21 protein-coding genes are annotated in these 25,455 nt (G+C 43.5%); 8 read left to right on the forward strand and 13 right to left on the reverse strand.

All coding sequences use genetic code 11. The annotated features are described in order from the left end of the window. Window positions 1-17: 17 nt before the first annotated feature. The 6 genes from AC0VYI_RS11055 to cydD all read right to left on the reverse strand — a co-directional run bounded on the left by AC0VYI_RS11055 (window position 18) and on the right by cydD (window position 7,305). Window positions 18-704, reverse strand: a complete 687-nt coding sequence (locus tag AC0VYI_RS11055; RefSeq protein ID WP_475449313.1) for a hypothetical protein — start codon at window positions 702-704, stop codon at window positions 18-20. Window positions 705-830: 126 nt separating this feature from the next. Next, entirely contained in the window at window positions 831-1,079 is a 249-nt protein-coding gene (locus tag AC0VYI_RS11060; protein WP_199476780.1) for a hypothetical protein, read from the reverse strand. A gap of 24 nt (window positions 1,080-1,103) precedes the next feature. Next, window positions 1,104-2,156, reverse strand: a complete 1,053-nt coding sequence (gene cydB, locus AC0VYI_RS11065; RefSeq protein WP_475449315.1) for a cytochrome d ubiquinol oxidase subunit II — start codon at window positions 2,154-2,156, stop codon at window positions 1,104-1,106. A gap of 21 nt (window positions 2,157-2,177) precedes the next feature. Further along, the gene (locus AC0VYI_RS11070) at window positions 2,178-3,629 is read right to left on the reverse strand and encodes a cytochrome ubiquinol oxidase subunit I (protein ID WP_199476782.1); all 1,452 of its coding nucleotides are present in this window, start codon (window positions 3,627-3,629) and stop codon (window positions 2,178-2,180) included. Window positions 3,630-3,856: 227 nt separating this feature from the next. Then, window positions 3,857-5,536: a thiol reductant ABC exporter subunit CydC gene (gene cydC, locus AC0VYI_RS11075; RefSeq protein WP_475449317.1), complete on the reverse strand. Its 1,680-nt coding sequence runs from the start codon at window positions 5,534-5,536 to the stop codon at window positions 3,857-3,859. After that, window positions 5,533-7,305: a thiol reductant ABC exporter subunit CydD gene (cydD, locus tag AC0VYI_RS11080; protein ID WP_475449319.1), complete on the reverse strand. Its 1,773-nt coding sequence runs from the start codon at window positions 7,303-7,305 to the stop codon at window positions 5,533-5,535. The genes cydC and cydD overlap by 4 nt, the downstream gene beginning before the upstream one ends. Before the next feature lie 533 nt (window positions 7,306-7,838). Here cydD and AC0VYI_RS11085 point away from each other — a divergent pair. Further along, the gene (locus AC0VYI_RS11085; protein WP_475449321.1) at window positions 7,839-9,056 is read left to right on the forward strand and encodes an ArsB/NhaD family transporter; all 1,218 of its coding nucleotides are present in this window, start codon (window positions 7,839-7,841) and stop codon (window positions 9,054-9,056) included. A 19-nt stretch (window positions 9,057-9,075) separates the two neighbouring features. On the opposite strand, the gene AC0VYI_RS11090 is transcribed toward AC0VYI_RS11085, so the two are convergent. The 4 genes from AC0VYI_RS11090 to AC0VYI_RS11105 form a co-directional block, all read right to left on the reverse strand. Next, window positions 9,076-9,996, reverse strand: a complete 921-nt coding sequence (locus AC0VYI_RS11090; protein WP_475449323.1) for a DMT family transporter — start codon at window positions 9,994-9,996, stop codon at window positions 9,076-9,078. A 241-nt stretch (window positions 9,997-10,237) separates the two neighbouring features. Beyond that, window positions 10,238-11,086 carry a fumarylacetoacetate hydrolase family protein gene (locus AC0VYI_RS11095; protein ID WP_475449325.1) on the reverse strand — a complete coding sequence of 283 codons (849 nt, stop codon included), beginning with the start codon at window positions 11,084-11,086 and terminating at the stop codon, window positions 10,238-10,240. A gap of 35 nt (window positions 11,087-11,121) precedes the next feature. Beyond that, a complete protein-coding gene (locus AC0VYI_RS11100) occupies window positions 11,122-11,856 on the reverse strand; it encodes an SDR family oxidoreductase (RefSeq protein ID WP_475449327.1) in 735 nt (244 codons plus the stop codon). 94 nt (window positions 11,857-11,950) lie between these two features. Next, complete coding sequence (locus tag AC0VYI_RS11105; protein ID WP_475449329.1) at window positions 11,951-12,901, reverse strand: LysR family transcriptional regulator; 951 nt, start codon at window positions 12,899-12,901, stop codon at window positions 11,951-11,953. Between the two features lie 112 nt (window positions 12,902-13,013). Between AC0VYI_RS11105 and AC0VYI_RS11110 the strand changes: the two genes are divergently transcribed. The 6 genes from AC0VYI_RS11110 (at window position 13,014) to dld (ending at window position 20,705) form a co-directional block, all read left to right on the forward strand. Beyond that, window positions 13,014-14,201, forward strand: coding sequence for a fumarylacetoacetate hydrolase family protein (locus AC0VYI_RS11110; protein ID WP_475449331.1), 1,188 nt, complete (start codon window positions 13,014-13,016; stop codon window positions 14,199-14,201). A gap of 39 nt (window positions 14,202-14,240) precedes the next feature. Next, window positions 14,241-16,025 carry an IlvD/Edd family dehydratase gene (locus AC0VYI_RS11115; protein ID WP_475449333.1) on the forward strand — a complete coding sequence of 595 codons (1,785 nt, stop codon included), beginning with the start codon at window positions 14,241-14,243 and terminating at the stop codon, window positions 16,023-16,025. Between the two features lie 41 nt (window positions 16,026-16,066). Further along, entirely contained in the window at window positions 16,067-16,585 is a 519-nt protein-coding gene (locus AC0VYI_RS11120) for a TRAP transporter small permease (RefSeq protein WP_475449335.1), read from the forward strand. Further along, window positions 16,582-17,856: a TRAP transporter large permease subunit gene (locus AC0VYI_RS11125; protein ID WP_475449337.1), complete on the forward strand. Its 1,275-nt coding sequence runs from the start codon at window positions 16,582-16,584 to the stop codon at window positions 17,854-17,856. The genes AC0VYI_RS11120 and AC0VYI_RS11125 overlap by 4 nt, the downstream gene beginning before the upstream one ends. 26 nt (window positions 17,857-17,882) lie before the next feature. After that, on the forward strand, window positions 17,883-18,935 hold the full coding sequence (locus AC0VYI_RS11130; protein ID WP_475449339.1) for a TRAP transporter substrate-binding protein: 1,053 nt from the start codon (window positions 17,883-17,885) through the stop codon (window positions 18,933-18,935). A gap of 66 nt (window positions 18,936-19,001) precedes the next feature. Continuing rightward, window positions 19,002-20,705 (forward strand): D-lactate dehydrogenase, encoded by a 1,704-nt coding sequence (dld, locus tag AC0VYI_RS11135; protein ID WP_475449341.1) that lies wholly within the window; start codon window positions 19,002-19,004, stop codon window positions 20,703-20,705. Between the two features lie 37 nt (window positions 20,706-20,742). On the opposite strand, the gene AC0VYI_RS11140 is transcribed toward dld, so the two are convergent. From AC0VYI_RS11140 to AC0VYI_RS11150, 3 genes are read right to left on the reverse strand one after another with little or no spacing between them, the layout of a single operon-like run. After that, entirely contained in the window at window positions 20,743-21,108 is a 366-nt protein-coding gene (locus AC0VYI_RS11140) for a hypothetical protein (RefSeq protein WP_475449343.1), read from the reverse strand. A gap of 34 nt (window positions 21,109-21,142) precedes the next feature. Continuing rightward, window positions 21,143-21,508 (reverse strand): hypothetical protein, encoded by a 366-nt coding sequence (locus AC0VYI_RS11145; RefSeq protein ID WP_475449345.1) that lies wholly within the window; start codon window positions 21,506-21,508, stop codon window positions 21,143-21,145. Between the two features lies 1 nt (window position 21,509). Beyond that, entirely contained in the window at window positions 21,510-22,535 is a 1,026-nt protein-coding gene (locus tag AC0VYI_RS11150; RefSeq protein ID WP_475449347.1) for a BAR domain-containing protein, read from the reverse strand. A gap of 290 nt (window positions 22,536-22,825) precedes the next feature. On the opposite strand from AC0VYI_RS11150, the gene hsdR reads away from it, so the two are divergent. Then, window positions 22,826-25,267, forward strand: a complete 2,442-nt coding sequence (gene hsdR / locus AC0VYI_RS11155; protein ID WP_475449349.1) for an EcoAI/FtnUII family type I restriction enzme subunit R — start codon at window positions 22,826-22,828, stop codon at window positions 25,265-25,267. The last annotated feature ends 188 nt before the right edge of the window (window positions 25,268-25,455 follow it).

Consider the following 25,455-nt stretch of genomic DNA (forward strand, 5'->3'; position numbering starts at 1 on the left):
AATTTAAAAAGTATGTGTCACTTATTTCTGACTGACATGATCCTGGTTTCTAATACTGCCAAGGTGTCTAGTATCAAGGTGGCATTCGCCCGTTGTAACCGTGAGGCGAGGGAACGGCGATGAATGCCTGTTTTGTCTGACAACGCATCTTGAGTTAAGTCGGGGTAGAGGAGGCGAGGGAACAAGACTTCAGCCTGTTTTTCACTCAGTCCAGTGAGAATAGAGTCTAAGTAGCGCACTAATAATTCATCGCTGGGGCTCATATTATGGGCTGTCGGCAAAGAGATTTTGAGCCGCTCTTCTTTCATGTCTTTTAACGCTCTGCCAGACAGTTGAAAGGCTTCGCCCTTGGCGGTTTTTCTAAGTTCGCTTTCGATCTGTTTATAGCCACCAATGCCTACAGAGACACGGGCGTCTGCATCTTTAACGGATTTCATCAGAGTGAGCCTTAATAGCACTGCACAGCGTAAGGCATCTTTTGGGTTGGGGACAAATACTTGGAACTCATCGCCGCGAAACACGTCGCCTTGGGCGTGAAAGGTTTCCTGAAAAACAGCAATCGTCTGCTCAATTTGCTGCAAACACGCTTGATGCTCCGCATCTGATAGGGCACTGGAATTGACAATGTCTCCCGTGATCACCCCACCTGTACACATACCATAAGCTGTATTATTGACGGTTCCAACACTGTTTAGCGATGTCATCGAACTCTCCTCCTATGACAAGCTCTAACATGGCAAAGTCTTAACGGCTTTTCATATAGACTATCAAAACATAAATTATTGACCAAAGCTAGTTTGGTCAATAAATAGTGACCAAACTAGCTTTGGTCACTGTTTATTGGGGGAGGAAGCTTTTGTCTGATTGACAAGCAGCGTGCGTTCTTTCAAAAACAGGGTAAAGAAAATAGTGAACATGAATAGGCTCATGCCACCAGCGGACCACCATAGAACCGTGGGTAGCCCGAAGATGCATTGCACTAGAACAATCCCTGCGGCGGGTCCGATTAAGAACAGCGCCATGGCGCGTAATCGCCATAACGCTTGTATGCTAGGAGATGATGATCTTAGGGAGGCCATTAGAATAGCCTCCCTACCGTTACATTAGTCGTGGTCACCATAGCCTGCCAATTTGCCAAGACGAGCACGGAAAACCCAAGCTTGATAGAAATTATACGAAAGCATAACGGGAATAAAGAACAGCATCGAATAGGTAAACGCACCCGTTGAGTTGGATGGATTAGCCGCATCGAAAATCGTTATGGTATTTGGTACAAACCAAGGGAAGATCGTGATCATCATGATAGCAAAGTTAATGAAGACAATGATTGCGAGCCAAATCATAGCCGCCACATCTCGTTTTTGATGTGATGCACGACGCATCGACCAAGTGGCAAAAAGGACCACAGCACCAGAGAGGACAAAGAACCACCAGTAAGGTCCAGCCCATTTACTTTTCGCCCATGGAAACTGAACGAATGTCCAGATGACGGTGCTAAGAATGGCAACTAAGGCTAAATAGAACATCAAATTAGTCCATTTTAGGGCCTTATGGTAAGTGTCACTGTTTCGGTCAAAGCGAGCACGAATGTAAACGCCGCCTGCCAGTGATGCGGCAATCGTCGCGGTTACCCCAGTCCAAAGACTAAAGGGGGATAAGAACTCCAAGTAGCTACCACCAAATGTGGGTACTTCGCCTTTCGTCATTGGGAAGCCTTGCAGGAATGCTCCTAACGAAACGCCCGCAAAAAATGCCACCATCAGACTGCCAATCCCAAAACCCCAATCCCAATACTTTCTACTGGTTTTTGAGTAGTGATGAAACTCTAAAGATACCGCTCGGAGGATGATTCCCCAGAGTACAAACATCAAAGGAATCATTAAATAGTGGAATACCGAACCATAAACCATAGGGAAGGTGCCAAAAAGCGCGCCCCCTACAATAACGAGCCAGGTCTCATTGGCATCCCAAGTCCCTGCCATCGAGGCCATAATGGCCCCTTTTTCTTTACTGTCCGAATGGAATAAAGAATAGATGCCAGCTCCCAAGTCGGAACCATCAAGAATAATGTAAATCACGACAAATATACCAATTAGAGCCCACCAAACAAGGGTTATCCAATGGTCGCCGTTTGTAAAGTCCATAACATGTTGCATATTAATTCTCTTCTATGTCTATTAGAGGGTAGGACGCTCAAACAAAGGTTTTCCTTCAGCCACTTCTTCGTGGGGCATATCACCCAAATGCATGGGTTCTGGTGTGATACCATGGATAACCTCAGCATTCATGTCAGGCCCTTTACGGATAACTTTGGAGAAGAAGTACCAAGCCCCGAACCAGACAAGAATATCGAAGAGCATGAAACCAATAAACCAGACGATTTCTGCGCCAATGCTCATTTGACTTACCCCTTCAGAAGTGCGCATTAATCCATTAATAAGCCAAGGTTGGCGTGCAACTTCACGGGTCCACCATCCGGTCCAAACGGCAAGATAAGGTAGAATAGAACTTAAGATAACAATGCGTAAAAACCAAGGGCGACTCTGTAGCTTTTCGACAGTAAATTGTCCTCGAAGGCGTAAGTAGAGAGCCCAAAAAGCCACTAACATAAGTGCCGCTCCAGCCGCAGCCATAATACGGAAGGAGTAAAATGGAACTACGACAGGAGGGCGATCTGCTTTCTTAAATTGATCAAGGCCTGGCACTGTACTCACCCATTTATGGTCTTCGAGTAGGCTAAGAACATGAGGAATGGCAATTTGAAAATCGTTTGTTCCTTTCTCTTCATTAGGCCAAGCAATGACATTCCAGCTTGTATTTGGGGTGCCATCCGCATTATAAGTATGCCAATGTCCTTCCATTGCGGCTAAGGCTGCGGGGTCATATTTAGCGACGGTTCGTCCTAGTGTATCTCCCATGTAGACCTGTAATGGCGCGACAATCACTAATGCCATAATAGAGGCGGTCAAAGTGCGCATAAACATTTTGGCGTGGCGATTTTTATAAATCATCCAAGCCGAAATAGACGCCACAAAGAACAGCCCAATTTCAAAACAGGCAATCAGCATGTGAGGGAATGCAGTCAAGAAATTAGGGTTGAAAATGGCATGTGTCCAGCTATCTACTAGAAATAAGCCTTTTTCTAAGTGAACACCAGTTGGTGTTTGCATCCAAGAATTGGCCACCAAAATCCACATGGCAGACAGCATAGAAGAAAACGCCACATTAAATGTCGCGAAAAGGTGCATCTTCTTACTGATTTTGCCCCAACCAAAAATCATCAGGCCAATGAAGCCAGCCTCATACATAAAGGCGGTAATGGTTTCGTAACCAAGAATATTGCCAAAAAACGGCCCAGCCGCCTGAGAAAAGGGCGCAAAGAGAATGCCAAAAGACATTTCCATGGTAATCCCTGTGGCGACGCCTGCCCCAAAGTTAATGATGAAGAGTTTTTCAAAAAAACGTGTGAGTCGATACCATTCGTCATCGTTCGTTTTAAGCCATCGCCATTCGCTAAAAAATAGAAAGGTGGCCAAACCGATTGTCAACGGCGGGTAAAGGATATGCATCGACGTGATCCAAGCAAAATCAAGTCTTGCAAGGTCAGTCATGAGTGATGGATCTATCATTTTTTTCTCCAGAAGTTGGAAGCTAAAAAACTGTCCTGAGGCAGCGTGAAAAGGGGTGCATTGGTCATATTGAAACCAGAGCAAACGTTAATCTCTATAGACTTATTATACGATATGGCTATAACCTTATGACTATAATTCATATTATATTCATAAAGTTTTCTATTCAGTGTTTAAAAAGTCACTTGTCTTCCTAAACACGCTTATCGCAATGTACAAAATTAAAATTACAAAACGATGTGGCCGTTATCCATCATCAAGCGATGATCCGCGAGTGTCAGTAACTGCGGACGGTGCGTAATGATGATAGCTGTACGACCCTGCAATAATCTCGCCAACGCTTGGGTTACTTGCTGTTCTGTTGCGGCATCGAGACCTTCTGTGGGTTCATCCAAAATGACAATAGGAGCGTCCTTAAGGAGCGCTCTAGCAATGCCGATGCGCCTGATTTGTCCACCTGATAAGCGCGTGGCAGCTTCGCCTACTTCGGTATCAAACCCATCAGGCAAAGCCAAAATATCGTCAAGGATCGCTGCGGCACGACAAGCCTCAACCAATTCCTCATGGGTGGCATTGGGTTTAGCAAGGCATAAGTTTGCTGCCAGAGTGGTGTTAAACAAATGAACTTGCTGAGACACGACGGAGCAGAGTTTGCGGACCGTGTCGCCACTTAATTCTTCTAGGTTCGTTGCACCGATGGATATCTGTCCGCTATCGGCTGCCCAAAATTTCAGTAATAGTTGTGTTAAGCTGGTTTTACCTGAACCACTTGCCCCTTGAATTGCCAGCTTTTCTCCTTGCTTTAAACGGAAGCTGACTTCGCGAAGTGCAGGTTGCGTGTTTTGCGGATAGCGAAAACAGACAGCATCAAATTGTATGTCAAATTGTTCAGGGGCTGCACAAGGGTGAATAGGGTCGCTAACCGCAGGCTCTGCATCGACTAGGTCCAAAATGCGCCGAGCGGCACTTCGAGTTTCGCCCAAGGCAAGGAAAGCGGCAGGCAAGGTCGTAACCGCTTCAAAGCTGGCCATGCCAAAAAAAGCCAGCATGACCAGTTCTGGACCATCAAGCTGCCCACTTTGTACCAAGGGAATAGCAATGACGATCATCGCTAGCCAAGTTAATTGACTGAACAGCCCATTCAAAGAGGTGCTGCTGGCATTAATGCGGTTTTGTTGCCTTTGAGGCGCAACTAGCTCCTTGTTCTCTTGTTGAATACTGTCGATACGCTGTTGGCTGTCGCCATAAAGGGTTATTTCAGCCAAGCCTCGTACGGTTTCACTGACGCGTTGTCGTAATACGGCTCTTGCTTCAACAATTCTCTTACCACTGTTTGCTCCCCAATGCAGGGCAGCCCAGGGCAACACTACGCCAACAATCAATAACCCCACAAGGTTGGTTAAAGCGATAGCCGGGCTCCAAAATAAAAGGAACATGATCATTAAAAAGCTAGCAAGCAGTGCGGCTAAAGAGGGAGTGAATAACCGCAAGTAGGCATTTTCTAAACTATCAATGTCAGCCCGTATGCGGCTTAATAAATCGCCCCCTTGATAATACTGAAGTCGTGCCGGCGCTAAAGGTTCCAGTTTTTCAAAAAACCATTGGCGCAACCCTGCAAGCAAGCGAAACGTCGCTTCATGGGTAATTAATCGCTCAAGATATCTCCCCGCAGTTCGTAAAATTGCTAACCCGCGAATGGCGGCGGCGGGAGTAAAATAATTGATAGCGGCTCCCGTCAGGCCACTAATTGCCATGGCGGTAATAAACCAGCCAGATACCGAAAGCAAGGCGACATTGGCAAGAATTACCGTGGTGGCGAGCAAAACCCCAGCCATCATCCAACCAAGGTAGGGACGGCTGATGTTAATAAGCCAGCGGAGCTCTCTATTATTGCGTTTACGCTTCATAATCCGGCCTTGCGATACTGGTTATAGCGCTCTGTGTAAGCTCCATTTAACGCCATTAATTCATCGTGCGATCCTTGTTCGATGATTTTTCCACTGTCCAACACCACAATTTGATCACTCTGCTCAATAGTCGTTAGCCGATGAGCAATGGTGAGTAGGGTACGGCCAACCGCTAGCCTCGCGATGGCGGCGGTAATCAGGGTTTCACTATGAGGGTCCAAACTGGCTGAAGGCTCATCAAGCAGTACGACGGGGGCATCTTTGTAAAACGCACGAGCCAAGGCGATTCGTTGGATTTCACCACCAGACAACCCTTGTCCACGGTCTCCTACGACGGTCTGAAACCCTTGCGGAAGGCGATTAATAAAATCCAATGCGTGTGCATCCTCTGCTGCTTGCTGTAGAGCGGCCTCGTGACCTTCTAAACGAGGCGATAGGGCAATATTTTCTTCAATAGTGCCATGAAATAAGGTGGGGTTTTGTGGTAGCCATGATACATGCTGATACCAACTGCTTGGGGCAATGTGTGCTAAGGGCGTTTCATCAATCATGATGTCACCTTGCGTCGGATTCAAAAAGCCCAGCAACAATTGTCCTAACGTGGATTTCCCCGCGCCGCTCACACCAATAATTGCTGTACGACTACCAGCTGGCAGACTAAGGCTAACACCGCAAAGCACAGGATCACGCTTTGGATAAGCAAACACAAGGTTGGAAAGGGTAATATTCGGTGCCTGTTTCAGGCACAACTCAAGATTACCACTATGTTCAGTAGGGGGTTGAGTATTCAGGAGTTCGATAATGGGTTCAACGGCACCTAAGGCATCCATTCGAGCATGAAACTGAGAGCCCATACTACGTAAAGGCAGATAAAACTCGGGGGCAAGTAATAGGACAAAAATACCATTAAGATAATGAATATCACCGTACATCAACCGGAAACCAACATACACGGCGACCATGGCAATACTAATGGCGGCAAAGAACTCCAACACCATGGAAGAAAGAAACGCAATGCGTAACACCTTCATGGTCTGTAGACGATAATCTTCGGCTATTTGGCCAATAAAACGAGCTTCTTTTTGGGCTGCATTGAATAACTTGAGCGTTGTCAGACCCTCAATCATATCAAAAAAGTGGGCACCCATACGTGTCAGGCTGCGCCATTGCTGACGATTCAGCTTTTCTGTCTGACTTCCTATGATGATCATAAAGATGGGTAACAAGGGGGCGGTGATGGCCAAAATAAGCCCAGATACCCAGTCAAATGGAAAGACAAACACTAAAATAGCTACAGGAATAATGATCGCCAGCTGCTTTTGTGGCAAATATAGGCTGAAGTACTTTTCTAGCTCCTCGACACCATCCACCAACTCGGTTGCACGCGCACCAGAGCGCTGTTCTCGGCTCCATGCTGGCCCTAAATGATGAATATGATTGAATAGTTTTGCTCTTAGATCCGTACGCAGTCGAGCAGCCGCTTCAAAAGTGAACCGTTGGTTGCCGTAATTGAGAATAGCGCGAACAAGAAATACCCCGACAATCCCAGCCAAATAGGGCCAAACCGCTATAATAGGTTGGTGTTCGATGGCGGTGGCGTTCAGCACATGGGCCAACAGCCAGCATTGAGCGATTAAGAAAAAGCCATTAACACTACCAAGCGAGATTGCGATATTGAGCGGGTTTTTAACAGCTTTAGCTTGATTTTTGAGCCAACGATCCAGTTCGAGAGTGTGTTTTCTATCTCGTAAGGGGATAGGGTTGGCCATTGATCAATATCCTTCATGTTCGGACTACTTCTTGGAGAGGGCTATAAAATACTCCAATTTTGTAAAAGAATCATAACAAGAATGCTCTTTACGAATATTTAACGAATATTTAACGAATGTTTCACGAATATTTTGTAAATATTTAATGAAGGCTTCATGAGTTGAGCGGGGCCAGGTGACATTTCTTTATGTTTGCGCTCAGGAAATTATTCGAGACTCATACGTTGCTAAGTGAATCAGTGATATGCTCTCCCAGAATTTATGAATTTGCTAACCCCATGGTGCATTTAGATAGTTTTCGTAAACTATAAAGCAAATGCATTGACCCCTTATAACCCCCTCCCCCTTAGTAAGGGGGAGTCGTGGGGGAGGAGCCTTTTATTGATACATTTCCAGTTCCCTCCCCTTATTTAAGGGGAGGGTTAGGGAGGGGTTGAAGAAATGAGGGCGTTTATATTCCTTTTATCTTGCGTTTTGTCATGCAAATACACCACAGGTTAATTTACTAACACTTTTTGTTTAAGGAACCGCCAATGAATGGCCTGATTATCGCTGTCTTTGTTGCCGTTTATCTTGGTATGGCCCTGGGCCGCTGGCCAGGTTTTGCCATTAACCGTACTGGGGTTGCTATGATCGGCGCCGTGGTGTTGATGGTGACACAGGCCTTGTCCGGCTCCCAGGCCCTTGAATCAATCGACTTTTCCACTCTAGCTGTGTTACTTACCCTGATGGTGCTGTCCGGTCAGTACGCCGCCAGTGGTTTCTTTGACTGGGTAGCCGACCGTATCACACATATGCCTTTATCATCCCGTTATCTATTAGGTGTGGTCATTGTCATCGCTGGTGTGTTGTCCGCCTTAATGACGAATGATGTAGTGGTGTGGGCCACCACGCCAGTGCTGATCCGAGGCCTACTGGAAAGAGGGCTGGATCCCAAACCCTATTTAATCGCTCTAGCCTGTGCTGCCAACGCCGGCTCGGTGGCCACCATGATTGGTAATCCGCAGAATCTGCTGATCGCCCATGTTGGGGATCTGCATTTTCTGACCTTCGTAGGGCGCTGTATTGTACCGGCTTTGTTAGCCATGGGGGTGGTGTATCTGGTGATCAGCCGCTCCCGATTCATGGATACCAACCACGCGATTGCACCAAGAGAACACAAACCGTCTCAGCCATGTCAGCTTAAGCCACGCCTGTTGCTGAAAGCCGTGTTGGCAACCATAGCGCTTATTGCGATTTTTATTTTTGTGGAAGATAGGGGGAGCTGGTCATTGCTGATTGTGGCGTTGCTACTGCTTAACCGAAAGCTTGGTACCGAGCGCCTGCTGCAACAGGTGGACTGGCAGCTACTGGCGCTCTTTACCTGTTTGTTTATTGTTACCGGCGCCTTAGCCAATGCGCCGGCGCTAGCTGGCGACTTTCAGCATCTGCTCAGTGCGATGAATATTGATCATACCGCCGTGCTGGCGGGCCTGTCCCTAGTGGGAAGTAATACCATCGGTAACGTACCCTGGGTCATGTTGCTATTGCCCATGGGGCATTGGCCGGATCATCTGCTTTACAGTCTGGCTATTTTCAGTACTCTGGCGGGTAACTTGCTGATCGTCGGCAGTGTGGCCAATATTATTGTGATCGAGCAAGCCAAAGCCCATGATATTCATATTAGCTTTGGCGAATTTGCCCGCATTGGTGTGCCAGTTACCCTGATAAGCTTTGTGTTGGCAGGCATCTGGGTGATGCTGGCAAGGTAAATTTAAGGTCTCGGTAAGTTTATTTGACCGCTCTTTTTTTGCCTTCCAACAGCCAAATCCCTGCCAATACCATGGCCAAGGCGATAGCATGGTAAAAATGGAATGTCTCGTGTAGCAGTAGTACCGCTAAAATGGGGGCGAAAATCGGCACAAAATTAATAAACACTCCCGCTCTGGCAGGGCCGATCAACTCCACTCCACGCATAAAAAATACCTGAGAAATCAGAGAGGGAAAGAACGAAATATACAACACAATCAGCCAGCCTTTCGGAGTGGGCCAGTAAGCCGCTCCAGTGGCTATTTCATAGACCAGCGCGGGCAGCGCCGTGATTGCACCGATACAAGACAGAACCGTAAAGAACACCATGGCGGAGACGTTTGGTTTACTACGTAGGGCCAGAGTGTAGATGGCATAACAGAGGCAGGCTATCAATATATAGCCGTCCCCCGGATTAATAGACAGTTCCAACAGCTTGGTTAAGTGACCTTGGGTGGCCACTAGAGTTACTCCCAGTAAGGTGAGAATAATGCCAATTGCCTGCAAAAGATGGACTTTTTCCCGAAACAGCAACATGGCTCCGAGTAGAACCAATACTGGCACACTGCCTTGAATGATCCCAATATTAATGGCGGTGGTCTGGTAAGCGGCAATGTAAAACAGGGAGTTAAAACAGGTGAAGCCCAAAGTCGCCATCAGTACCATTTTTAACAAATGGGGACGTATTATGTGCCATTCCTGACGTACTTGACGGCCATAAAATAACCACATCACGGCACTGACAATCAGCCAGCGTAGAGACACCACGGACAGTGGTGAGACCTGAGCAATCGCCAGACGGCCTGCAATGGTATTCCCACCCCAAAACAGAGTGCATAAAATCAGTAAGATATAGGCATTGGAGTGAATACGGGTAGTGAAGAAGCTCAACAAAGCGGTCATTATCAATCCTTAAAGTGGTACAGCGGATCCCAATTTATTTTTGCTTACCAGCATACCCATGCTGGCCTAGGGAAGAAAGCAGAAACTCATCATTCACCGTTGGATTTTTCTATGACTAGTTTGATTTTGGGTGATTGAGACAGCACCTCACGGCGTAGAGCACCCTTTGCGTAGGAGGCAAATTCCTAACACTCATCGCCGTGAAGCACATCCCCATGGGAGTGAAATGTCGCCTCAAAAACTATTCAGCAGACTTGGTATGTTGTCTCTGTTCACCAAGTTTTTCTATACCAAGCCTAATAGTTTGCCCAGGTTTTAAAAAAACCGGATTTGGCTTAATACCCATACCGACACCTGGAGGGGTTCCGGTAGAAATAATGTCGCCAGGTTGCAGGCTCATGCATTGGCTTAGATATGAAATGATTTGAGGAATATTAAAAATTAGCGTTCTGGTATTGCCATTCTGATATTGAACACCATCGACTTCTAGCCAGAGATTGAGATTATGTGGGTCCGTTATTTCATCTCGGGTGACTAACCAGGGGCCAATGGGGCCGAAGGTATCAAAGCCTTTGCCTTTATCCCAGCAGCCACCTCGCTCTAGTTGCCATTCTCTTTCTGAAACATCATTGATGACACAGTATCCTGCAACGTGACTAATGGCGTCTTCTTCAGCAATATATCGACCAGATTTGCCAATAACAACGCCTAACTCTACTTCCCAATCCGTTTTTGTGGAGCCTCTTGGGATGTCAACATCATCATTTGGTCCAATGATGGCACTTGTCCATTTACTGAAAATAATGGGTTCTTGAGGGATTGGCATACCTGCTTCAGCTGCGTGGTCAGCATAGTTAAGACCAATACAAATGAACTTACCCACATTGCCGACACAAGGGCCAATTCGTTCATTTGAATCAACGAGAGGAAGATCCATCAGTTTTAGTTCGCTTATTTTTTTAATGGCTTCATCAGAAAGATTATTACCATCAATATCAGTAATCACATTGGATAGATCACGAATATTGCCGTGATGATCAAGGATACCTGGTTTTTCCTGACTTACTTTTCCATAACGTAATAATTTCAAAATAGGCTCCTAAGTGTTTTTAAAATAGGGGAGAGTTAAATACTCATACCGCCGTCAATTATTTGGACGGTTCCAGTGGTGAAGGAAGCATCATTTGAGCCAAGGTAAACGGCTAATTTTGCGATTTCTTCTGCCGTGCCGATTCGCCCCATAGGTTGGCGATCAACGAATTGCTTATAAACAATCTCTTCGTTTGTTCCTTGTTGAATGGCTTGTTCGGCGATGCGACCTCTTAAAGATGGTGAGTCTACTGTTCCAGGGCAAATAGCATTACATCGAATGCCATTTTTTATATAGTCCGCAGCTATGGCCTTAGTGAGACCAATGACGGCCGCTTTGCTAGCAGCATAGGCAAGGCGATTAGGCACACCTTTAATGCTTGAAGCAACGGAAGCCATATTAATAATGGATCCGTTTTCATTTGCTAGCATGCTTGGTATAAATACCTTGATAATTTTATACATAGAGGTCACGTTAAGATCGAAGGACTTGTTCCATGCATTCAGATCACACTCTTCAATATTTCCAGCATGGACATAACCTGCGCAGTTAAAAATCACATCAACGTGCCCGATGCTTTTTTTCAGAGCCACAATGTCTGACTCGGAGGTGACATCGAGTAGGTAGGTCTGAGCACCTGGGATGTTCTCGAGATTCTTTGTATTGATGTCAGTCGCGATGACGTCTGCACCTGCTTCTAGAAAAGCTTTGACACTGGCCAACCCAATACCTTGGCCAGCACCAGTAATGAGAACTTTTTTACCATTCATTTTTATTATCCTAAGGCTGATAATGTGTTAGGTAATTTATGACTCATTTTGATTACTTTCCAATTGTTAAATATCATCAATTGATAACTATTGGTCATTGGAAGTGAGGGGGAACTTGTATCGCATTTTTTTGAAGAATGTTTTTGAACTCTAAAGTAGGACCCACCAGCCCTTCATTCTTTCTCGTTAAAATACCGTAATATTGGGGGATAAGTTCCAGTGGCGTTTTTAAAATTGAGAGTGTCCCATTCTCTAAATGGGAACGAACCATAACAGTCGGCAGCATTCCGATCATAGGGCCACGTTGTAGCAATTCTAGAAACGTTTGTACTGAAATAGTTACAACAGTATTTTTGGGTAATGATACCCCTGCTTTGTTAAATGACTCTTCCATGCGTGTTCTGATAGGTGTTCCCTCGGGATACATTAACCACGGCCATTCAAATAAGTCTTCTAGTGATGTTTCTTTTTTCTTACTTAGTGGGTGTTTTGAATTAACGACCAAACAAAAGTTTTCAGGGGCAAGTGGTGTGTAATCAAAACTGGGTAATTGGCTTTGATTCGAGAATCTTCCGACGGCTAAGTCTAGTGTTCTATCTTCTAACATTTTGATTAAGTTACCACTGGTCTGTTCGACTACTTCAATATTCAAAAGTGGGTAGCGTTGTTTTATTTCGAGGATCGCATTTGGAAGCGCAGCAGAAGTAGCTGCAAATATTCCACCTACCTTCAAATATCCGTAGCCTCCATCTCTTAGGTTTGTCACTTGGTCGACGAAGCTTTCAGACTCATTCAGTATTTTATTGGCAAAATGAATAACGTACTTTCCAAGATCTGTGGCTGGCATACTTCTAGGGTGTCGTTCAAAAATGTCAAAACCTAAAAGTCCTTCAATTTCCTTTAGCATTTTACTCACCGCAGGTTGGCTTAAATTCATATATTGAGCGGTTAAATGCATATTTTGTGTTTTTCCTAGCGAATCAATGAGTACTAGGTGTTTGAATTTCATCCAATTGCAAAAGCTGGAAAAAGAGATGCTAGCCATATTGTTTCCTTATTTTGATAACTATAGGTTATCAGATGTCTACTATTTGTCATTGGATTTTATCGCTACCTCGCTTTAACGTAATTCAAAATAATAAAAGGAAGTCAACGATATGCCTTTGACATTAACTATCCAAAATACCCTGCCAAATGATTATCAGTGTGCGTGTTTAATTGGTAGAGCTTGGGTGCCTGGGAAACCATCTGGTCCATCACCAATTCTTATTAAAGGTGATGACGTTATTGATATATCAAAGTGGTACCCCACTCTAAGTGAGCTTTTAGAGCTGGATAATCCTGTAGGCATGCTCTGTCATGTTGCCGGAGAGGTGTTGTGTCAGTTAAGTCAACTTCTTGAAAACACAAATACCACACCAAACAAATCAATGCCTTACCTACTTCCCCCATTGGATTTACAAGTTATTAAAGCAGCAGGTGTCACCTTTGCTTCTAGTATGATTGAAAGGGTAATAGAAGAACAGGCTGGTGGAGACTTCTCTAAAGCCGAGTCAATCAGATCCCTTGTGGCAGAGGTGGTTGGCGAAAATTTAAAAGCTATCGAACCCGGCTCAAAAAAAGCCTTGGAACTTAAGCAGCTGCTGATTAAAAAGGGGATGTGGTCTCAATATTTGGAAGTTGGAATTGGGCCAGATGCTGAAATATTCACCAAAGCACCTGTTCTTTCAGCGGTAGGAAGTGGTAGCTTTATCGGCGTTCATCCTATGTCGGAATGGAATAATCCGGAGCCCGAAGTTGTGCTAGCTGTAAACAGTAAAGGGGTTATTCAGGGAGCGACGTTAGGGAATGATGTGAACTTAAGAGACGTTGAAGGTAGAAGTGCACTGTTACTGAGTAAGGCTAAAGATAATAATGCTTCGTGTGCAATTGGCCCATTTGTTCGTTTATTTGATGACCGCTTTACTCTTTTAGATGTTGCCAAAGCCGAGATCTCTCTCGAAGTGAAAGGTGAAGACGGTTTTGTAATGACAGGTATTTCATCAATGACGCAAATTAGTCGTAGTCCTCAAGAGCTGGTCAATCAAACCATAAACAAAAATCACCAATATCCTGATGGTTTTTATTTATTTCTAGGGACGTTGTTTTCACCGACGCAAGATCGAGGCCTATCCGGTAGCGGTTTTACTCATAAAATCAATGATCTTGTCTCTATTAGTAATCCCAAATTAGGTTCACTGAATAATATTACTTCACATAGTAATTGTGTGGAGCCATGGTCTTTCGGTATCAATTCACTTCTGAAAAATCTAAGCGATAGAGGACTTCTGAAATCTAATTTGTGAGCTAGAGCTAACCATTTATAAAAATAATAAGGTGCGATTATGCCAGATACAAATAACATTAAATTAAGAAGTCAGCAGTGGTTTGATGATCCTGAACATGCAGATATGACAGCATTGTATGTAGAGCGCTATATGAATCAGGGGTTGACTCGGGAGGAGTTACAGTCGGGGAAGCCTATTATTGGTATTGCTCAAACTGGCAGTGATCTTACACCATGTAATCGTCACCATTTACAGCTTGCTCAAAGGGTCAAAGACGGTATTAGGGACGCTGGTGGTATTCCTATGGAATTTCCAGTGCACCCAATGGCAGAACAAACGCGTAGGCCGACGGCAGCATTAGATCGAAACTTAGCTTACTTGGGACTGATTGAAATACTTCATGGCTATCCATTAGACGGTGTGGTTCTCACAACGGGGTGTGACAAAACCACCCCCGCATGTTTGATGGCCGCAGCAACAACAGATTTGCCATCGATTGTATTGTCTGGTGGGCCAATGCTAGATGGCTTCCACGATGGTGAACTTATCGGCTCAGGGACGGTTATCTGGAGTTCTCGAAAGCTGCTGGCAAAAGGTAAAATTGATTATGAAGGGTTCATGGAGTTGACCACAGCGGCCTCTCCATCAGTGGGTCATTGCAACACCATGGGAACGGCTCTTTCTATGAATGCCATTGCAGAGGCATTGGGTATGTCTTTGCCTAGTTGTTCCAGTATTCCAGCGCCATACCGTGAACGTGGTCAAATGGCTTATGCAACAGGGCATCGTATCTGTGAGATGGTACTTGAAGATATAAGGCCTTCTGCCATTATGACAAAAGACTCATTCCATAATGCAATAGCCGTTTCGTCTGCACTAGGGGCTTCCTCTAACTGCCCTCCACATTTAATTGCCATTGCTAGACATATGGGAATCGATTTATCGCTCAATGATTGGCAAGCGTTTGGTGAGCATATTCCATTAATTGTAAATTGCATGCCGGCAGGGAAGTATCTGGGTGAGGGATTCCATCGTGCTGGAGGAGTTCCCGCAGTACTCCATGAATTACAGAAAGCGAATTATCTTAATGAGCAATGTTTAACGGTAAGTGGTAAGAAAATTGGCGAAATAGCGATAAATAGTGCGACCAATAACACGGACGTTATTTATTCATGTGATAAGCCATTAAAACATAAAGCGGGTTTTATCGTGCTAAGTGGCAACTTCTTTGACAGTGCAATCATCAAAATGTCGGTTGTGGGAGAAGCCTTTAAAAAAACCTACTTATCAGAACCTGGAGCCGAAAATGCCTTTGAAGCAAGAGCCATCGTTTTTGAAGGGCCTGAAGATTACCATGCTCGTATAAATGATCCAGAGCTGAATATAGACGAACACTGTATTCTGGTTATCCGAGGTGCAGGCACTGTGGGTTACCCTGGTAGTGCTGAAGTTGTTAATATGGATCCACCTGCTGAATTAATGAAAAAAGGCATTTCATCACTGCCGTGCCTTGGTGATGGTCGGCAAAGTGGTACCTCTGCCAGCCCGTCCATCTTGAATATGTCTCCAGAGTCTGCAGTGGGAGGTGGTATAGCCCTTCTCCAGACAAATGATATTTTAAAAGTCGATCTGACCCAACGCTCAATCAACCTTCTCATTTCTGATGAGGAAATGAAGAAACGTCGATCTGAATGGATACCGTCTATTCCCAAATCTCAAACACCTTGGCAAGAAATCTACAGAAGTTTAGTGGGACAACTTTCGACAGGGGGGTGTTTAGAGCCTGCAACCTTATATTTAAACGTCATTTCCAAGGATAATCTTCCAAGGCATTCTCACTAAATAATAAGTGTTCATAAAATTAAAATAATAAGGTGGATGTAATGGAAAAAATATTTGAAAAATGTATTGAGTATCTTATGGCATTGACCTTGGCTATCATGTTTTTTGCCGTTTTTATTAATGTTATATTACGATATTTTTTTGGGTCAAGTTTTCCAGCATCAGAAGAATTATCCAGATTTCTATTTGTATGGTTAATCTTTTTTGGGGCTACTCTTGCCGTTGGGAAAAATGCTCACATAAGCTTCGATATTGTACAGAACAAACTCCCTAAATCCATTAAAAGTATATGTTTTATTGTTGCACGTATTATCATGCTATATGGTCTTTATCTTTTTTTAATGGGGAGTTGGGATCAATACGAAATTGGCTGGGGCATTACCTCGACGATAATTAAGTATCCATTAGCATATCTATATGCATCAGGTCTTTTTGCTTCTGTCTGCATGGGGTTTTATATACTTCGAGACTTGATTAAAGAAGCTATGCTGATAAAGAAGAGGCTTACTGCTAACCCCGTTGATGATAGCGATAAAAAACATAAAGGTCGTAAGCTATGACATTAGGAATCTTTTTATTGAGTCTTTCAGGCTTTATGATTTTAGGTGTACCCGTTGCCTTTTCATTGATGTTAACGGGCGTTGTTTTAATGTGGTATCTTGATTTCTTTAATGCTCAATTAATTGCCCAAAATCTGATAAATGGAGCTGATAGTTTTCCTTTGATGGCGGTGCCTTTCTTTATTCTAGCTGGTGAAGTGATGAATGCTGGTGGCATATCCAAAAGGATAATTAATTTGGCAATAAGTTGCGTTGGTCATCGAAGAGGAGGGCTTGGATACGTTGCAATCATTGCCGCTGTTATTTTAGCCAGTTTGTCTGGGTCTGCCATAGCGGATACGGCAGCCCTTGCAACTCTGCTGTTACCCATGATGAGAAATAATGGCTACCCTATTGGCAGGTCGACGGGGTTAATTGCTGCAGGTGGGATTATTGCTCCTATTATTCCTCCAAGTATGTCATTTATCATCTTTGGAGTGACGGCGAACCAGTCTATTAGCAAGCTCTTTATGGCAGGAATTGTGCCAGGGATAATAATGGGGTTGGGTTTAGTTCTGGCTTGGAAATGGAGCATGAGATCTATAGATGTTTCCCCTCAGCCTCGTCAAGATATTAAAACTCGGCTAAATGTAGCCAAAGACGGTTTTTATGCTCTGCTAATGCCTGTCATTATCATTGGTGGATTAAGATTTGGCGTATTTACCCCAACCGAAGCCGCAGTTGTTGCGGCAGCTTATGCTTTATTTGTTAGTCTAGTAATCTATAGAGAGATAAGCTTTAAGGACTTAACCCCACTCTTTATCCAAGCTTCTTATACCACCAGCATTGTCATGTTCTTATGTGCTGCAGCTATTGTGTCATCCTATATGGTCACCTTGGCTGATTTGCCTTCGCAATTAATTCAACTCTTAACACCGCTTATGGGCCATCCCAAATTACTCATGGCTACGATAGTCATTGTCATGTTAATGATCGGTATGGTTATGGATTTAACACCAACTATTTTAATTCTTGCTCCAGTAACGATGCCATTAGTGATTCAAGCTGGTATTGATCCTATTTATTTTGGTGTCATGTTTATTATGGTTGGGTGTGTTGGTCTGATAACTCCCCCCGTAGGGACTGTGTTGAGTGTTGTTTCAAGTGTAGCAAATGAACCACTTGAGAAAATAACAAAAGGCATTTCTCCGTTTTTACTTATTTATTTATCTTTAATTGTTGTGTTTGTGTTGTTCCCGGAGATTATTAGTATCCCTGCTAGTTTTCTCTAAAATTAAACCAAGAAAGGAAACCTAAGATGTATAAAAATAAAAATATCAAATCGGTTTTAAATAGAGCAAAGTTGACTAAATCAATATTAATCTTATCGACGGTTGGTGCATTAATGTTTGGTTCGGTTTCGTCATTTGCTCAAGATGTTCATAATCGAATAATTAGATTTGGATATGGTTTAAATAAAGATAGTAAACAAGGCCGAGCCGTCGAAGTGTTTAAAGAGGAGGTCAGCCGCCTCTCTCATGGCAAAATGAAGGTTATGCCATTCGCAAACTCAGTGCTAGGAAATGAGAATCAAATGCAAAATGCTTTGATCGGTGGCGCACAAGAAATGATGATGACGGCGACTTCATCGCTCATTGGAATCGACAAAAAATTTGCTGTCTGGGATTTGCCATTCATGTTTAATAGCGGGCCACAAGCAGACAAAGTACTAGATGGGCCATTTGGCCAAGGTCTTTTAGATGGCTTGAAATCACATGGATTAATCGGTCTTGTGTATTGGGAAAATGGGTTTAGAGATCTCACAAACTCGAAGCGCCCCATTTATAAAATGGAAGACTTAAAAGGCATCAAGATTCGAGTGATGGAGAACCCTATGTTTCTGGAGCTCTTTAATAAAATGGGGGCAAACGCCGTCCCCATGGCTTTCTCTGAACTATTTACCGCATTACAGACAGGTGCAGTTGATGGCCAAGAAAACCCTTTCAGCACCATTCAATCGAGTAAGTTTTATGAGGTTCAAAAGTATCTCAGTATAACGCATCACGTGTACAGCCCTTGGGTAATGCTAATTAGTAAGCGTTTTTGGGATAAATTAAGCAATGATGAGAAGAATATTATTCGTAAAGCCGCGATTAAGTCTCGTGATTACGAAAGAAAAGATAGCCGCGCCCAAGCACAAAAATCGCTTGCGTTCTTAAAAACGAAAATGAAAGTGAACACCATTGCTCCTGAACAGCTGGCTCGAATGAAGCAGGTAGCAAGACAAGTGATTGATGCTCAAGCTAATATAATTGGCCCAAAAGTGTTAAAGGACTTCTTGCAAGCCGTTAAAGAATCAGAAAGTAATTAGAGTTAGCTGAGTTGGCCGGCAGTAGTTTGTTTGTTGTCGGCTTTTTTTACTTAAAGAGATGACACGATGATGTTAGAAAAAACGCTAGATTCGAAACACTTTCTAGACACAATAAAAAGCATAGTAACAAGTAAAAACGTCATAACAGATAAGCGCAAAACGTCGACTTACTATGAAGGTTTTCGATATGGGGGAGGCAGTGCCATGGCTGTCATTATTCCCACAACGTTAACTGAGCTTTGGCGAGTGGCTAAAATTTGCGTGGAAGCTGATGTCATCATGATACTCCAAGCTGCTAACACAGGGTTGACGGGAGGATCAACACCCTATGGTCGATACGATAGAACGTTAGTTGTCATTAGCACGGTAAAGTTAAGGGGTATCCATGTTTTAGATCAAGGCAAGCAAGTCTTGGCCTTTCCCGGAAGTTGTTTGTTTGAACTAGAAGAAGTATTAAACGGTTTCGGAAGAGAGCCGCACTCAGTAATTGGTTCTTCTTGTATTGGTGCTTCAATTATTGGGGGTGTTTGTAACAACTCTGGTGGTGCGCTGGTGCAGCGTGGGCCTGCCTACACTGAAATGGCACTTTACGCACAAATTGATGAAAATCAAAAACTGGTACTTATAAATAATCTAGGTATCAACTTGGGTACGGAACCTGAGGATATTCTTAAATCTTTGGAACATCAGTCTTACAAACAAAGTGATATTCATTACCCTGAAAAGTCTGCCAGTGATAGCGGGTATCAGGAAAAAGTTCGCGATGTAGAGGCTGATACACCGGCTCGATTTAATAATGATGCTCGTTTACTATATGAAGCGTCTGGCTGTGCAGGAAAGTTGATCGTTTTTGCTGTTCGTTTAGATACATTTCCTAAACCGCAACAAGACAAAGTCTTCTATATTGGAACCAATGATACAGACGTATTGACAAGAATGCGTCGAAACATCTTAAGTGGCTTTAAAGCGCTGCCTATTTCAGGTGAATATATTCATCGAGATTATTTCGATGTATGTGATAAGTACGGAAAAGACTCTTTCTTGATTATAGAAAAACTGGGCAGTAATTTAATGCCCAAACTCTTTAAATTAAAAGGGTCTGTCGATGCGTTTTTAGGTAAATTTTCTTTTCTTCCTAAGCATATCTCAGATAGAGTTTTGCAATGGGGTTCAAGTCTGTTTCCTGATCATCTTCCCCAAAAAATACGTGAATATCGTCATCAATACGAACACCATTTAATGTTACATATGTCAGATAGTGGTGTAGAAGAAGCGTATGAGTATTTGGAAGAGTATTTTAAAACAAACCAAGGTGGATTTTTTGAATGTACTCAGGAGGAGGGGAGAAAAGCCTTTCTAAATAGATTTGTTGCTGGCGGCGCTGCAAAAAGATTTCACGCATTAAATCCAGAATCAGGTGCCATTATGGCCCTTGATATTGCGTTAAAGCGTAATGAAACTGAATGGTTTGAAAAATTGCCGACCGAGCTTGATGAGTTGTTTGTGGTCAAGCTTTATAACGGCCATTTTATGTGCCACGTAATGCATCAAGATTACATATTAAAAGCGGGTGTAGACGAGGCTATTATAAAAAACAAACTACTGGCTTTCTTTGACCAAAAAGGAGCGGAATATCCTGCTGAACACAATGTGGGACAGCTATATGAAGCGAAAGATGCGCTTAAAGCATTTTATAGAAAAAATGATCCTACGAATAGTCTGAATCCTGGTATTGGGAAAACAGTGAAAAATAAAAACTGGTCTAATTAGTTTCCATTATTCAGAGACGACGAGCTAGCCAGCGAGTTTAAGAGTAAAAATGTAAAACCGCAGCCGATCCAAAAAAGAGAAGGCAACATACAACGAACCACCACATAGCGAAAATAAACCATCGTTGGATATGTTTAGGTACCTTTTCCCTTTTTTCCAACATGCCGAAGCGTTTGGCGTGAAAGCGACTACTAAACACCGTGGCATATTGGAGAATACCTTGTCCGGCTAGAAAGATATTTAAACTGTAAAAGCGCACTCCATCATCAAGGATATCTTCTAGTTCAGAGAGCCATTTTTGTTTTAAATAAATAATGATTCCAAACCAAAGGAAAGTGCCCAGAATTCCTAGGGCTCCAAAACCAAAAATTAAAATATCTAATTTATTATCGCTTAACATCATTGTATTAAATGCAGATATTGAGGTCGATTTAAAGTTAGGTGTAAATGTATATCACAATACCAGACCCTATAAAGAGTGTTGTACTTATCAATAACAGCCACATAGCGACAATAAACCATCGTTGGATGTGCCTAGGTACACGGTCTCGCTTTTCTAGCATACCGAAACGTTTGGCATAAAAGCGACTGCTAAACACGGTGGCGTATTGCAAAACACCTTGTCCAGCTAAAAACACATTTAAGCTGTAAAAATGAACCCCACTATCCAGAATGTCTTCTAATTTTGGGATCCATTTATGTTTTAAATAGAGAACCATTACAAACCAAATGATAATGCCTACGGCACCTGGAGCTGAAAAATAAATAAGTAAAATATCCAGTGCTTTGTCATTTAAAACCATATTATTTAACGCCTATCCTAGTGGTATATATACGATTACCAGCACTTTCACCTATCTTGCCACCTATTTTTCCTCCAGCATATCCAGCTGCTCCACCAACAACAATTGCACATAAAAAAACGCTTGTGCCAACAGAAGGTAATTCAAAAATAGCGGTACAGGTTGCCCAAATTGTAATTGATCCTAAAGATGCTCCTCCAACGATACTGCCAGCAGCTTTACCATATTGTGTATACCCCGCTTTTTTGCAGGCTTCTTCATCACCAACAGTACAGGCTTTTTGCACACTGGCGTAAGCATCTATACCCGTAAGGCCTATGCCCACGTAACCTAATCTTTTTAGGTTTCGAGCTGACTTTGCAACGGTTTCATAATTTTTTGAAAAGTTAGGGATGCTTGTTGGATTATTCGGTTTGTTGTTCCATGCATGCATTATGCTCTTCGTACTCAGCCCTAAGTTACTTTTTATATTACCAGGGATAAGGTTGCCGCCAATGGAAGGTTGAGCAAATCGGTTTAACGCAGCATCAAGGCGCTTAAATAGCACCTTTCTCCTTTCGAAAAAAGCTTTGCTTTTTAGAGGATTAGTTTCGGAGTAACCTGTGATATAAGCTTGTTCTATTTCTTTTAGAATGGTCGCGACTTGTTTTAGATGTTGGTCTCTTATATTTTGTGCGACACCGAGTAACGTCCCCGATGTGCTAGCAATAGTAGATAAAAAATCGTATTTCTCGGCTAACACTCGACGCTCTTGCTTATCAAGTTTGGCTAGGGTTTTATCCACTTCTCGTGCTGTATCTTGGAAGGCGGCTTCTTCACGAGTGCAGGATTGAGCGCCAGGAGGGGAGACTAATACCACTTGCCCAATATCTGCAATATTGTTTTTCAAGTGAGAGTTAACCATCTTAAAGTGTTCGATGGTCAATGTGTTTGGTGATTTATACAGGTTTTTTATCAGTTGATCTGTCGTCATCGTCTTTTCGACAATATGCAATGCGGCATGATCTTTCTTGTGTGTATCTGACATGCTGTCCTCCCTTACTAGCAGTTATTTAGTCATCTAAATAATTTTGGCTGAATTCTAACACTCAGAGAATATAGAAAACAACACAGAGTAAATTGGTGGTCGTTTCATAGGCAGTTAGCGTTCCACTGTAAACTGTCAAGAATTCATTCATCACTCGTTTTTAACCATCAATATTAGCTTTGATTTGACATTGAAAGTCCCATTCTCAGCTAACTTCCTAAATAGGCTCGGCTTTACATAAAACTTTCGTTATATTAGGACGTTAAATGGAGTTGCTGCGGATAAAAGGTATGGCCTCAGGCACTAACAAAGCAAAATTATCAGAAACCGACATCATCACGAAATTTATTCTACCCGTTGTCAAAGGCGCTGGTTGGGATGATCGTACGCAGATACGGCAAGAATTTCCGATTACCGACGGTAAAGTGGTGGTGCGAGGCCAGATGGCAGCACGACAAAAGTCGAGAAGAGCCGACATTGCGCTCTTTTATAAAGACGGCATGCCGCTGGCGGTGATAGAGGCCAAGTCCAATCAATATTCTGTAGGTCATGGCATTCAACAATCCTTGGCTTATGCTGAGCGTCTGGGTGTGCCTTTTGCTTTTGCCAGTAACGGCGATGGCTTTTTATTCCATGACAAAACCAATCCTAACCAAGTTGAAAGCGAGATAGCGCTGGACGATTTTCCAAGTTGCGAACAGCTTTGGGCAAAATTTTGTGAATGGAAAGGCTATCGTAACGACCAGCTACCCTTAGTGACGCAAAGCTACCATAGCGATCGCGAGGGCAAAGCGCCCCGTTATTACCAGATGCAAGCCATTAACCGATCCATAGAGGCGGTTGCCAAAGGTCAAAATCGCCTGTTATTGGTCATGGCGACAGGCACAGGGAAAACCTACACCGCCTTCCAAATTATTTGGCGTTTATGGAAAGCCAAGCAGAAAAAGCGCATTTTATTTTTGGCTGACCGTAATGCTTTAATCGACCAAACTTTTATCAACGACTTTCAGCCGTTTGATACGGCCATGACCAAAATTAAAGGCCATAAAATTGACCCTGCTTACGAAATTCACCTTGGTTTGTATCAGGGTATGACAGGCACGGAAGAGATACAAAAAGTCTATAAAAAAGTTTCTCCTGATTTTTTTGATTTGATTGTGATTGATGAGTGCCACCGAGGCAGCGCCGCAGAAGATAGTAACTGGCGTGATATTCTCGACCATTTTAGCAGTGCCACACAAATAGGTTTAACGGCCACCCCGAAAGAAACCGAAGACGTATCGAATATCGAATACTTTGGCGAGCCGATTTATACCTATTCCCTTAAACAAGGTATCGAAGATGGCTTCCTTGCACCCTATAAAGTGATGCGTGTGGACATCGATGTGGATGTACAAGGCTGGCGACCAGAGAAGGGTCAGTTAGATAAGCATGGCAATTTGGTGGAAGACCGCATCTACAACCAGAAAGACTTTGACCGCAATCTAATAATCGACGAGCGCACCCAGTTGGTGGCGCAAACCGTGACCAACTATTTAAAGCGCACCGACCCCATGGCGAAGACCATCGTGTTTTGTAACAACATCGATCATGCCGAACGGATGCGTCGAGCTTTGGCTAACCTCAATCCTGAACAGATGGCGAAAAGCGACAAATATGTGATGCGCATTACCGGGGATGAAAAAGAGGGCAAAGATCAGCTGAGTTATTTTACTAATCGAAAAGAGCCTTATCCGGTGATTGCCACCACCTCGGAACTAATGACCACAGGTGTCGATGCTAAAACCTGTAAGTTGATTGTGCTTGACCAAGGTATACAGTCTATGACCAAGTTCAAGCAGATTATTGGTCGTGGTACGCGCATTGATGAGAAGTTCGGTAAGCTTTGGTTCACCATATTGGACTTTAAAAAAGCCACCGAGCTGTTTGCTGATCCGCGCTTTGATGGCGAGCCTGAGCAAATTAAAGTCAGCACACCAGCGACTTTTGCTGACGACACTCTTCTTGATGAAATGATCCACGAAGGGGAAGACATCGACCTAAGCCAAGATGACAGCATTGATCCAGACAGCATTCGTGAAGTGCAAGCGGATTACGATTATGAGCATCGAGAAGATTACCAACTAGGGGATTCAGACTGGAGCGATGACGACAAACCTCGTAAATTTCACGTGAATGGTGTGCAAGTGAAAGCCCTTGCAGAGCGAGTGCAATACTATGATACCGACGGCAAACTAGTGACCGAATCCTTTAAAGACTACACCCGCAAAACCTTAGCGAAGCGTTTTGCCTCGCTCGATGAATTTGTCAAAACATGGCAAGCGGCAGAACGCAAACAAGCCATTATTGACGAACTGGAAGAGCAGGGGGTTATTTGGGAGTTGCTCGAACAGGAAGTAGGAAAAGAATTAGATCCATTCGATATGATTTGCCATATCGTATATGATCAGCCGCCGCTGACCCGCAAAGAGCGCGCCAACCAAGTGAAAAAACGCAACTACTTCACTCGTTACGACGGCATAGCGCAAGAAGTGCTTAGTCGTTTGCTCGATAAATACGCCGATGCAGGTGTAGCGGAAATCGAAAACATACAAGTGCTTAAAGTGGCTCCGTTCGACCAATTAGGACGGATGCAGGAAATCATTAAAAAAGGCTTCAATGGCAAAAAAGAAACCTACTATGACGCGGTGAAAGCCTTAGAAGACGAGTTGTATCAGAACCAGATTGCCTAGGCATATATATGAGCCTGCATTAACTTAAGCACTTCAGACATACATCGTCTAGTGAACGCAGCACAGCCTGAACGGACATCCCTGTCCGCGACGGGCGTCATGCCCATCCATGGGCTTAATGCTTGCGTTCACTAGACTCCTTGAGAAGTCTGTAGATTAAATGCGTGGTCTGAGTTTCAGAGTTTCAA

This window comes from Marinomonas sp. 63XJN7_9_ISO-PGPR-S23-217, assembly GCF_056173515.1.